Source organism: Marinobacter sp. B-21 (assembly GCF_056857895.1).
In genome coordinates, this window is record NZ_JBSXNZ010000080.1 from 90,255 (window position 1) to 102,526 (window position 12,272).

The 12,272-nt window shown below is 58.4% G+C and carries 10 protein-coding genes; 6 read left to right on the forward strand and 4 right to left on the reverse strand.

Annotated features, from left to right (window positions below; translation table 11 throughout):
* Positions 1-138: 138 nt before the first annotated feature.
* The 3 genes from AC13C0_RS13300 to AC13C0_RS13310 form a co-directional block, all read right to left on the reverse strand.
* Positions 139-972 (reverse strand): mechanosensitive ion channel family protein, encoded by an 834-nt coding sequence (locus tag AC13C0_RS13300; protein ID WP_117618675.1) that lies wholly within the window; start codon positions 970-972, stop codon positions 139-141.
* Between the two features lie 140 nt (positions 973-1,112).
* Positions 1,113-2,216, reverse strand: coding sequence for a tRNA 2-selenouridine(34) synthase MnmH (gene mnmH, locus AC13C0_RS13305; RefSeq protein WP_482954538.1), 1,104 nt, complete (start codon positions 2,214-2,216; stop codon positions 1,113-1,115).
* Positions 2,217-2,845: 629 nt separating this feature from the next.
* Positions 2,846-3,250, reverse strand: coding sequence for a VanZ family protein (locus tag AC13C0_RS13310; protein WP_117618673.1), 405 nt, complete (start codon positions 3,248-3,250; stop codon positions 2,846-2,848).
* 97 nt (positions 3,251-3,347) lie between these two features.
* Here AC13C0_RS13310 and cysZ point away from each other — a divergent pair, with 97 nt between their 5' ends.
* From cysZ to AC13C0_RS13340, 6 genes are all read left to right on the forward strand, one after another.
* A complete protein-coding gene (gene cysZ, locus AC13C0_RS13315; protein ID WP_117620365.1) occupies positions 3,348-4,097 on the forward strand; it encodes a sulfate transporter CysZ in 750 nt (249 codons plus the stop codon).
* A gap of 16 nt (positions 4,098-4,113) precedes the next feature.
* Positions 4,114-6,972: an RNA polymerase-associated protein RapA gene (gene rapA / locus AC13C0_RS13320; RefSeq protein ID WP_482954539.1), complete on the forward strand. Its 2,859-nt coding sequence runs from the start codon at positions 4,114-4,116 to the stop codon at positions 6,970-6,972.
* Between the two features lie 130 nt (positions 6,973-7,102).
* Entirely contained in the window at positions 7,103-9,553 is a 2,451-nt protein-coding gene (locus tag AC13C0_RS13325; protein WP_341580793.1) for an acyl-CoA dehydrogenase, read from the forward strand.
* 18 nt (positions 9,554-9,571) lie between these two features.
* Complete coding sequence (gene crcB, locus AC13C0_RS13330) at positions 9,572-9,952, forward strand: fluoride efflux transporter CrcB (protein WP_117618670.1); 381 nt, start codon at positions 9,572-9,574, stop codon at positions 9,950-9,952.
* Positions 9,953-10,191: 239 nt separating this feature from the next.
* On the forward strand, positions 10,192-10,398 hold the full coding sequence (locus tag AC13C0_RS13335) for a cold-shock protein (protein WP_044389091.1): 207 nt from the start codon (positions 10,192-10,194) through the stop codon (positions 10,396-10,398).
* 169 nt (positions 10,399-10,567) lie between these two features.
* Positions 10,568-11,263, forward strand: coding sequence for a lysophospholipid acyltransferase family protein (locus AC13C0_RS13340; RefSeq protein ID WP_117618669.1), 696 nt, complete (start codon positions 10,568-10,570; stop codon positions 11,261-11,263).
* Between the two features lie 58 nt (positions 11,264-11,321).
* On the opposite strand, the gene AC13C0_RS13345 is transcribed toward AC13C0_RS13340, so the two are convergent.
* Complete coding sequence (locus tag AC13C0_RS13345; protein ID WP_162893716.1) at positions 11,322-12,125, reverse strand: dienelactone hydrolase family protein; 804 nt, start codon at positions 12,123-12,125, stop codon at positions 11,322-11,324.
* Between the last annotated feature and the right edge of the window lie 147 nt (positions 12,126-12,272).

The following is a 12,272-nucleotide window of genomic DNA, read 5'->3' on the forward strand; positions in this document are numbered from 1 at the left end:
GACAGCGTTCCGGAGCCTGCGATTGTTGGCCTGCCGGGCCCCGATGGCCTGGCGGGGCCGGAAAACCCCGCCATTAATGGTCAGCTTAGTTGAGGCTACGCAGTTTGCGAGTAACCAGATGTATCAATGCGAACCGGTTCACTCGTTCTTGTAGAGATGAACGTCGCGCTGTGGGAACGGGATCGTGAGGCCTTCCTTGTCAAAGGCTTTCTTCACCCGCTCGTGCATGTCCCAGTAAACCGGCCAGAGATCGTCAGTTCTGGTCCAGGGCCGGACGATGATGTTGACCGAGTTGTCGCCCAGGGAACCCACCGATATTCTCGGCTCAGGCTCCGGCAGTACCCGTTTGTCCTCGTCCAGAAGCTGCTTGATCACGGCCCGGGCCTTGTCGATGTCATCGCCGTAGGCAATGCCAAAGGTCATGTCGCAACGGCGCGTGTCGTAGTAGCTGACGTTCACCAGCGTAGCGTTGGACAGGCTGCCGTTGGGAATGACGATGCGGCGGTTATCGAAGGTGTCGACAATCGTGTAGAGGATGGAAATTTCCCGCACGGCGCCGAGATAGCCCTGAGCATCAATGGTGTCTCCAACCTTGAACGGTTTGAAGATCAGGATCAGCACGCCGCCGGCAAAGTTGCCGAGGCTGCCCTGAAGGGCCAGACCCACCGCCAGGCCGGCAGCACCGATGATGGCAATGAACGAGGTCGTGGCGATGCCGACCATGGACGCAACAGAGATGAACAGCAGAATCTTGAGGATCGCGCCGATCAGGCCACAAAGGAATTTATTAAGTGTCGGATCCTTTTTGCCCAGTTTGTTGTCGAGCACACCGACAAACCGGTTGATCAGCCAGAGGCCGATCACCAGGGTGATGATGGCCAGCACCACTTTCGGTGCATAAGTCATAATCAGGGTCATCGCCTGATTGATCAGCTCTGAAGCGCGTCCATCAGCCCCAAGCAGGTCTTCCATAGTGGACTCCTTGTTCATTGGTGTTTTTTCATAAGTGTCTGATTATCGGAAAAATCCGGCGGCAACCTGATTCGTCTGTACCTCACATGGCAGACAAACCGGACGGGCGTGTATCGCAACCGGCCTTTTCTGGTACATGCTTACGCAACGAAACCGGCTCTGGCCCAGTCCAGAATTGCGTCCGGGCCCCCGCGAACAAGAATTCGACCCTCTTTCCGGCTCAGCTGGTAGTCATACATGGGGTCGTAGTAATCCTGCAGCAATGCCTGGATCCACGCGTTGTGGGCTTCTGTCCGGCCATCGGCTTGCTGTTCTGCAAGCGCCTGCTCCATCAGGCTGCGAAGCTGCTGGTGCCGCTCGCCTCCCAGACGTTTACGAATGCGATCAAGGGCGCTGAGCAGATAGTCCCGGAAATTCAGCCAGCCGGCCTCGGCGCCATCCCGGTTGACGTAATCCGCGACCATACCCTCAACATAGTCTTCGCGAATGATGGTAATGCGCTCTTCCAGCGGCTGCTCCAGGACCATCAGGGGGGATTCGGCCATCCTTGCCCTGAGCGATTCGGGCAGGGCGCAGCGACCGACCAGACGGCTCTCGTCTTCCAGATAAACAGACCCGCCAATGAGATGATGGGCTTTGAGCATGGCCACGGCGAGCCGGTTCTCAAAGTCGATCTGGGAGGGTTGCGCAGTAACCTGCCGCCCGAAACTGGAGCCTCGGTGGTTGGCCAGGCCTTCAAGGTCCACCGGATTGGGGAGCTGCTTCAGAACCCGGGTCTTGCCTGTCCCTGTGCGACCGCTGAGGATGCGGAATTCGCTGGATTCAATCCGGGCTTCCAGGCTGTCGATCAGGAAGCGGCGCAGGGCCTTGTAGCCGCCTTTTACCAGAGGGTAGTCAATGCCGGCCTCGTGGATCCATTGCTGGGTAAGCCGGGAGCGCAGGCCGCCCCGGAAGCAGAACAGGTAGCCCCCGGGGTGGCGGGCGACAAAGTGTTTCCAGGCTTCAATGCGCTGAGCCTTGATATCACCTGAGACCAGTTGGTGTCCCAGTTCAATGGCCTTGTCCTGGCCCTTTTCCTTGTAACAGATGCCGACCCGATGGCGCTCCTCGTCATTCATCAGGGGCGCATTTTCCGCATTCGGAAAGCTGCCCCGGGCGAACTCCACCGGTGCCCGGACGTCCATCAGGGGCACGTCATTCAGGAACAGGGAAAGGTAGTCGTCGGTGTCGGGTCTGCTTGCCATTTCAGCGTTTAACCGGTTGTCGGATGAAGGCCGAAGTATAGCGGAAATGACTGTTTTCCGCTTGCCGGGCCCTGTTTCCGGCCCAGGCCGCTGTACCGGCGTCCGCTTTTATTCAAGCGGAGCTGCGGAGCAGGTGTCAGTTGAACGGCGGAACAAGCCTCCAGGCAAAACCCTCACCGGGGCAGGGTTGCAAGGTCGCCTGCCCACGAAGATCACAAAAAGAAAGGGCAACCCTGGGGTTGCCCTTTCGCGGAACAGGTCGGCGCATCCTTGCGCTTTGGGCAACCGCCGTGTTGCCAGATCCCTGAGCCACTCCGTGGTGCCGGCATCCGAGCCGGCTGTCCGAATAATTATCCCTTAAGCGAGGCGTCCCTGTATCCCTGCCTCTCCCTGCAGTCCATGCCGGGGTGCATCCAGTGCGTCGTCCTTTTCCCTGTCATCCTTGATGTAAAGACTATACCAATTGAATATTGACAATCGTGTGAACGGCGCGCTCGCCGTTAACGGCTTCGGGAGGGTATCCAGCAATAAATTATGATTATCAGTGGGTTAGGTTTTTCATGAGGGTCGGCTAGTGCCCCCGCGTACGCGATGTCACTGCAAGATCGCACGTGCTTGTAGGAGATATCTCACAACGATTCGGGTGAATTTCTCAAATCCGGTTTTCCAGTCTTTCGGATGCCGGGCCAGGGGAGGAGCCCGATGGCGATGCCGGCGGCGTCTGCGGCCAGATCGGCCAGGGAAAAGTCCCGGTATGGCAGGTTCGCCTGAATGGCCTCAATACCCAGGCCAAATGCCAGCAGTGCCGGCACAAACCAGATGGCCCGGAGATCCGGCCACGAGAGGCGGGTCAGGATGGTGAGTTCAAGGAAGGCGACCAGGTGGTTCACCTTATCGCTGGATGACGAGGGCACGGGATAAGGATTATCCGTTGTCGCCAGGAACCCGATGGCCAGCACGGATATCACAAAGGCTACCCGCCACAGTGCGCGATAGTTCAGCAGGCTGGTCAGTCGATGTTTCAGTGTTGCCATCGGGGAAGTCCCTGAGAGTTGCCGGGCTGTGGGAATGTTGCCAACATGATATGCTTTGCGCCCCGTCATTGTCATGGAAGCGGAGGTCCTGCCAGCGATGCTCAAAGGTAATTTTTTTCGTGGACTGGGCTATCTGGGTGAAGGTTTCCGCCTGATTCGTCAGCCCGGCCTGCGGCTATTTGTCATTATTCCACTTGTTATCAATATCCTGCTCTTCGGGTTGCTGTTCATCTTCCTGGGCGAGCTTTTTGCCGGCCTGGTTGCCGCCGCCATGGGTTGGCTGCCGGACTGGGCCTGGCTCCAGGCAATGGACTGGCTGTTCTGGATTCTTTATGGCGCCGTCATTCTGTTAATGCTGGCGTATGGTTTTGTGATTGTTGCCAACCTCATCGGCTCCCCATTCTACGGATACCTTGCCGAACTGACCGAAAAACATCTGACCGGTCAGGAGGTCAACACCGATGACAGCTGGGCAACGATCATCAAAGACATTCCACGCGCGCTCTGGCGCGAGGTACAGAAAATTCTCTACTACCTGCCCCGAGCCATCGGCCTGCTGATCATCGGTCTGATCCCGGTGGTTAACCTGGTTGCAGCCGTTCTGTGGTTTGTTTTCAACAGCTGGATGATGGCGCTGCAGTATGTCGACTATCCCGCAGACAATCATAAGGTCAGTTTCCCGGCATTGCGCCGCCTACTGGGTGATACGCGGTTGTCGGCATTCGGCTTTGGCCTGCCGGTGGCATTGGCGGCCATGGTGCCGGTTCTGAACCTGTTTGTGGTGCCGGCGGCGGTGTGTGGGGCTACGGCTTACTGGGTGCGCGAGAACGGCGCGACCAGAAATTAATCGGTCTGGAGGTTTCTTGGATACATCGGAATTTGTTATCGGTCAGCGTTGGGTCAGCCACAGTGATACTGGCCTGGGGTTGGGGATTGTCACGGACATCTCTGGCCGAAGGGTTACCCTGGGATTCCCTGCTGCCGATGAGGAGCGCACCTATGCAATTGATAACGCACCGCTTTCCCGCATCATTTATCAGGTCGGGGAGGAAATTGAGACCTTTGAGGGTGAGCGTTATATCGTGCGCGCGGTCGAGGATCTCGGTGGCGTGCTGATGTATCACGCGGATGATGGCACTGACCTGCACGAAATCTCCGAAGTGAAGCTGGCCGGATCAGTGAATTTCTCGGCCCCGCACCAGCGGCTGTTTGCGGGTCAGTTCGACCGAAACGGCGCCTTTCGTCTGAGGTTCGCCACACTCCAGCACATGAATCGCCTGCGTGGGTCCCCGGCCCAGGGGCTGATCGGTGCCCGTACCCAGCATCTGCCGCACCAGATCTACATCGCCCATGAGGTGGCAAGGCGCCATGCGCCGAGGGTTATGCTGGCAGACGAGGTGGGTCTCGGCAAAACCATCGAAGCAGGCCTGATCCTGCACTACCAGCTTCACACCGGGCGGGCAAAGCGCGCACTCATCGTAGTGCCGGATTCCCTGACGCATCAGTGGCTGGTGGAAATGCTCCGGCGCTTCAACCTGCGTTTTTCGATCCTGGACCAGAGCCGCTACGACGCCCTGAAAGATGAAGAAAGCGATGTCGATGCGCTGGTAAACCACATCTTCGGCGGCGATGACTCTGTCAATCCCTTCGAAAGCGACCAGTTGGTGCTTTGCAGCCTCGACTTCCTGGTGAACAGCCTGCAGGCCCGTGAGGATGCCCTCCGGGCCGACTGGGACCTGATGATTGTGGACGAGGCCCACCATCTGGCCTGGAGCCCGGGGCAAGTCAGCCCCGAATACCAGGTGGTGGAAGAGCTTTCGGCGATCAGTCGTGGCCTGTTGCTGCTGACAGCGACCCCCGAACAGGTCGGTGTGGCCAGTCACTTTGCCCGGTTGCGGTTACTGGACCCCGCGCGTTTTCACGATCTGGAGGCATTCCGGGAGGAGGAACAGCAGTACGAGGTCATCAACAACGTGGTCCGCAGGCTGCAGGACGAGCGTTCCGACATAAGCGCGGGCGATCGAAAACTGCTGCAGGCCTGGCTGGGTGAGGAGCTGGATCAGTTGCTGGCCGGTGATGCCCCCCGCCAGTCGGTGATTGATGCCTTGCTGGATCGCCATGGCACCGGCCGCGTGCTGTTCCGTAACACCCGGGCGGCGATTCAAGGGTTCCCCGAGCGTCGTCCGGCCCCCGCGCCCTTGCCATGCCCGGATATCTACAAGGGGCAGGTCTCCGGAATGCAGGGACTGGCGCCCGAGCAGTTGGTATCTGAGGAACGATGGTTGGCAGACGATCCCCGGGTGGCCTGGCTGGAGAAAAAACTGGCCAGCCTGCGTCCCGCCAAGGCAGTCGTCATCTGCGCCCGCGCCGAAACCGCTATGGCCCTTGAACACTATCTCCAGCTACGCGCCGGTATCCGCAGTGCCGCATTCCATGAGCACCTTAGCCTTCTTGAGCGCGACCGGGCTGCGGCCTATTTTGCGGATAGTGAACAGGGTGCCCAGGCGCTGATCTGTTCCGAGATCGGCAGTGAGGGCCGGAACTTCCAGTTCGCCCATCACCTGGTGCTGTTTGATCTGCCTGCCAATCCGGATCTGCTCGAGCAGCGCATCGGTCGCCTGGACCGGATCGGCCAGACCGAAGCCATTGATATCCATATTCCTTACCTGCAAGGGACCAGCCAGGAAGTTCAGTTCCGGTGGTTCCACGAAGGTTTGAATGCCTTTGCCGAAAGCTGTGCGGTTGGCGTGGCGGTTCAGGAGGCTGTCCAGAGCCAATGGCAGAAGGCCATCGAGGGTGACACCGATGCTATTGAGCTGGTCAGGGCCACGGCTGAAGAGTCGCAGCGTCTGAAAACGCTGCTCCAGAACGGCCGTGATGCGCTGATTGAACTCAATTCCTGCCGCCGGGATGTGGCTGAAGGTCTGATCGCCGCCATTGAGGAAGAAGAAGGTGAGGTCCGGGTTCGTGACTACATGATGGAGGCCTTCGACATTCTCGGGGTGGGTGTGGAAGACCACGCTGATCATTCCGACATTCTCCGCCCCGGTGAGCAATACCAGGCCGGTCACGTGGCCGAGTTGCCGGAAGACGGCATAACGGTGACCTGGGATCGCCGGAATGCCCTGGAACGGGAAGATCTGGCCTTTATGAGCTGGGAGCACCCGATGGTGACCGGGGTGATGGATTCGGTCACCAGTTCCGGCCTGGGCAAGGCGGCCCTGGCCAGTCTGTCTGTGAAAGCGCTGCCGGCGGGTACTTTGCTGATGGAGGCGCTGTTTACTGTGCACTGTCCCGCCCCGGATGCCCTGCAGCTGACCCGCTACCTGCCGGTCTCGCCGTTGCGACTGCTGGTGGACGTGAACGGCAAGGAGTTATCCGGTGCGTTGCCCCATGACCGGTTGAACGACCTGTGCTCAAACATCCGCCGGCGCACGGCCCAGGCCATCGTGCCGCAGATTCGTCCTGAGGTTGAAACCATGGTGGATCATGTGGAGCGTTTGTCCAAGCCTCACCTTGAGCCCCTGAAGGCGCAGGCCCTTGACCAGCTAGCTGCCAGCTTTGAACCGGAGATTCGCAGGCTGGAAGCGCTGCAGAGGGTAAATCCGGCGATTCGTGAAGAGGAAATCGACTATTTCCGGGGCCAGTTCGAGGCGGCCCGGGATGCCATTGGCCATGCCAGTCTCGCCCTGGAAGGCATCCGGGTGATAGTGACTGCGTAAGCCGGGGTGTGACGGCTGTAACTGGCTGACTGTGCGGCATTTGCTGGTCAGCCATCCTCTGATGCGGTACGGTGAACGTAACAAATTGTAGTCTTCAACATTCCTGAACCATGGATGACAGAGAGAACCTATGATGACTTTCATTCTGTTTGTAGTGGCACTGGCCGGCCTGTTGATTGTGATGCGGCGCGAGTCCGGTGCAACGTCCGCCATTGGTGTGATGGCAGGGACCGGTTTGCTGTCCCTGATCTTTGCCTCCGGTTGGCTGGCGCTGGTGCTGTTTATCGGTGCCGCGGCAACAGCGGCCGCAGGCTTGCCAGGTTTCCGCCAGAGCTGGCTGACACCCCGCATTTTTGCGATGTTCAAGAAAGTCGCGCCCAAGGTTTCGGATACCGAGAAAGTCGCTCTGGAAGCGGGCACTGTGGGCTGGGATGGCGAACTGTTTACCGGTCGTCCGGACTGGCACAACCTGCTGGTTAACCGCTATACCGGCCTGAGCGAGGAAGAACAGGCTTTCGTGGACAATCAGTGCACCCAGGCCATCTCCATGTGCAACGCCTGGGACGTGGCGGTTGAGCGTGCGGACCTGCCGAAGGAGCTGTGGGATTTCCTCAAGAAGGAAAAATTCTTCGGCATGATTATCCCGAAGGAATACGGCGGCCTGGAGTTCTCGGCCAAGGCCCAGACAGCGGTTCTGCAGAAACTGGCTGCGAACGAATCACTGATGGTGTCTGTCGGCGTACCCAACTCTCTCGGCCCGGGTGAGTTGCTGGTCAAATACGGAACCGACGACCAGAAGAATCACTACCTGCCACGTCTGGCCGATGGCCGTGAGATCCCCTGTTTCGGCCTGACCGGCCCCCGTGCCGGCTCGGATGCAACCTCACTGCCTGACACCGGCATCGTCTGCAAGCAGACAGTGGATGGCAAGGAAGTGGTGGGAATCCGGCTCAATTTCGAGAAGCGCTGGATTACCCTCGCACCCATCGCCACGGTTGTGGGCCTGGCCTTCCGGATGTTTGATCCGGACGGGGTGCTGGGCGACACCAAGGATTATGGCATTACCTGCGCCCTGATCCCCCGGGACATCAAGGGTATGGAAATCGGCCGCCGCCACTGCCCGATCGGCAGCCCGTTCCTGAACGGACCGATCAAGGGCACGGACGTATTCATTCCGCTGGATTACATCATCGGTGGTGTGGAGATGGCGGGCCAGGGCTGGCGCATGCTGGTTGAATGCCTGTCGGTTGGCCGCTGTATTACCCTGCCTTCCGGTGCCGCCGGTGCGGCTGCCTATTCCGTGGCTACCGCCGGTGGCTTCACCCGGATCCGTCGCCAGTTCAACACGCCGGTTGCGGATATGGAAGGTGTGCAGGAGCCCCTGGCCCGCATTGCCGCCAAGACCTATATCGCTCAGGCGGCGGTTAACCATACCGCCAACATGATCGACAAAGGCGAGAAGCCGGCGGTGCCGTCTGCGATTCTCAAGTATCACCTGACCGAGTTCCAGAGAGGCATCCTCACCGATGCCATGGACGTCCACGGTGGCAAGACGGTGACCCTCGGCCCCCGCAACTATCTGGGTATCAGTTTCAGCGGTGCGGCCGTTTCGATCACCGTTGAGGGTGCCAACATCATGACCCGCAGCCTGATGATCTTCGGGCAGGGAGCGATCCGCTGTCATCCTTACGTGCTCAAGGAACTGGCGGCCAAGGATAACGATGATATCAAGGCGTTCGACGGCGCCATCTTCGGTCATGCCGGTCTGATCTTCGGCAATGCTGCCCGCGCCTTCACCCAGGCACTTGGCCTTGGTCGGGCGGATGTGCCGTTCGACAGTGCCAGCCGGAAATACGCTCAGGCGGTGGTCCGGTTCAGCGCGGCCTTCGGTCTGTGTTCTGATGCCGCCATGACCACCCTGGGCGGCGAGCTGAAAATGCGTGAGCTGATCTCGGCGCGCCTGGGAGATATGCTGTCCAACCTGTACCTCGCATCCATGGTGCTGAAGAACTGGCACGAGACTCAGCCGGTGCAAGGCGAGAAGGAAGTGATGGAGTACAGTCTGGGCCTGCTGATGCATCGCACTGAAAACGCGCTGGATGAGTTCCTGCAGAACCTGCCCAACCGCGCCGTGGCGCTGGTCTTGCGCGCTGTTACCATGCCGTTGGGTCGCCGCTGGGGCAGCCCCGGGGATGATCTGGCCCGTAAACTGGCCCGCGCCATCTCCACCGATACGCCGATTCGCAATAAACTGATCGCCAGCATTTGGACTAGCGATGGCGAAGGCACGGTGGAGAACCCGGTTGCCCGTTACAATGGTCTGCTCAAAGACTATGACAAGGCCGAACAGCTGTACCGGAAGGTCACCAAGGCCTACGCTAGGGGCGAGCTGCCCATGACGGCGCTGCATCCGGAAGAGCGGTTCGAAGCGGCCCTGGAGGCCGGTGTTTACACCAGGGAAGAGACGGACTTCATGCGTCAGTACGAAGCCGTGGTGCTGGAAATGCTGACTGTGGACGACTTCCCGTTTGATGCCTTTGCGCACAACAAGGAGTCTGTGATTGACCACAATCCTGCCTGACCGGAGACATGCTCTGACATGTGGTTGTCTTTTTTTGCAGTAAGTGTTGGCGCCGTGATCGGCGCCAACCTTCGTTGGGCCCTGGGGTTGTGGCTGAATGCCACCTACCATGCAATTCCTTACGGTACGCTGGTCGCCAACCTCAGTGGTGGCTGGCTGATCGGCCTGCTGATCGGTTATTTCAGTCATGGCAGCACCCTGGCGCCGGAGTGGCGGCTGTTTGCCATTACCGGACTGTGCGGCGCGCTGACCACGTTCTCTACCTTTTCTCTGGAGATGTTCGCCGCCATCCAGGAAGGCAAATGGGCCATGGCCATCACCGGTATTCTGGCCCATGTGGTGGGCTCCATCCTGATGACTGCATTGGGAATTTACACCTTCGGCCTGGTGAAGGGCTGATGGGTATCACTACCTATATTTTTTCTTGAAAATACCCTTGGCAAGTCTCGGATTCAGGAGTAGAGTTAAAAATGTAGGAAAGATTCAGTAAAGCATTTCATGAATAAGGCGTACCTCCGCAGTGTGTAGTGACCGTCCTGTTTCTGATTCCGCGAGTTCTGTATTTCCGCAAAACGTCGACCTTGCACCACGAGGGTGTACGGCGGCAGATAATATGATTGATTTCAGGAAGTTTAAGTATGTCTACTACTACCGGTACTGTTAAGTTCTTCAACGAAGCAAAAGGCTTTGGCTTTATCACTCGTGAAGGCGGCCCGGACGTTTTTGTTCACTACAGCGCTATTCAGGGCAGCGGTTTCAAGACTCTGGCAGAAGGCCAGCAGGTTGAGTTCACCGTTACCCAGGGCCAGAAAGGTCCCCAGGCGGAGAACGTTGTTCCGCTGTAATCCCTGAGGGATTCGGGAATAACCGCCAGAAAGGCAGCTTCGGCTGCCTTTTTTTCATCTTGAAATCATCCTTCCGTGGCTATCCGTTTTGTGATTTTCCCCGCGCTGTGTAATCTTTGTTTCCCTGTTGCTCGTTAAAACGGAAGTCGAGACCTACAGGAATCATTTCATGCTCCGAATGCTCAAAGCTGCCTGGATTCTGTTCTGGGCCATATCGCTCACGCTGATCCTGTTTTTGCCGATCGTGATCGCCGCTCTTTCCGGAAAGCGCGGTGATGCGGCGTTTCACGGTACCCGGATCTATGCCTGGGGGATCCTGAAAGTCTGCGGTATCCGGCTGCGGGTCCGTGGCAGGGAAAACATTCAGCCCGGTCAGCGTTATGTGATTCTGAGCAATCACGCCTCCTACTTTGATCCTCCGGCCCTGGTGCTGGCGCTCCGGTTGCAGTACCGCTGGGTAATCAAGAAGGAACTGCGCAAGGTGCCCCTGTTCGGGCTGGCACTGGAGACTTCCCGCAACCTGTTTATCGACAGGTCCAGGGGCAGTGATGCGCTGGAGAGTATCAAGCGGGGTGTTGCCCAACTGCCCAATGGCACTGGCATCCTGATTTTTCCGGAGGGCACACGCTCTCTGGACGGGAAGCTGCTGCCGTTCAAGAAAGGTGGTTTTGTGATCGCCAAGGATGGCCAGCTTCCGATTCTCCCTGTTACCATCCGGGGCTCCCACCAGCGGCTTCCCAAGGGGCATGCTGCCTTCACTCCCGGTGAGATTGAAATCGTGATCCATCCTCCGGTGGCCACCGGGGATTTACCCCTTGATGACTTGATGACGGATGTTCGAAACAGCATCGCTTCGTCACTCTGAGGCATAAAAAACCCGACAACTTTGCCGGGTTTTGAACTCCCGAAGGGATATCGGTGAATTACAGGGCGAAAATCTCCTCGTAAAACGCCATGGTACCTTTCCAGGAGCGGGTAGCGGCCTCTTCGTCATAGCCAATCGGCATGCCGAATTCTTTAGCGAGCTTATCTGCGCCAGGATTGGTGAACGAGTGCAGAACGCCGGGGAAAGTCACCAGCGTGAGGTCGACTTGCGCATCCTGCATTTCCTTGACCAGCCCGGCGACCTGCTCGGAGGGCACCATCCGGTCGGCGCCACCGGTGTATACCTGAACCCGTGCCTTCACCACTCCGGGTTCAGCGCTAATGGGACTGCCAAGAGCGCCGTGAAGGCTGACGACGCCATCCAGATCCACGCCCATCCGGGCCATGTTCAGGACCACAGCGCCGCCAAAGCAATAGCCCTGTGCGGCAATGCGTGAGGCATCAACGCTTTCATGGTTCTGCAAAATCTCCATGGCCTTCATGAAACGGGCTTTGACCTGGTCCATGTCCTTGGTGGCTTCTTGCATGAACTTCTGGGCGGTATCCGGATGGTCCGCCTGTTTGCCGGAGCCATACATGTCCAGGGCAAATGCGGTGTAGCCTGCCGCAGCCAGTTTTTCCGCCTGGTCACGGGCGAACTCGTTGTGGCCCCACCATTCGTGAACCACCAGAACGCCGGGGCGCTTCTGCTCGAACTCATCGTCCCAGGCCATGTAGCCGGTGAAGGTGGTATCACCGACCTTGTATTCGACGGTTTTGGTCTGCATTTCTGCCAGTGCCTGCGTGCTTGCGAGAGTCAGTGACAGGGTTGCGGCTGTGGCCGCTTTTTTCAGAGTAATCATGATGTTTCCTGCTCCTTGTGGGTTGGGGTGGTTTTGTCCGGAATTCTGCGTCCGGAACCGGTAAACCGGTGCAGTCAGTTGCCAAACCAGTATAGGATCTTTTGACTACACTTCATGCAGACACTTGCAAATCGGCGGATGCTTTGG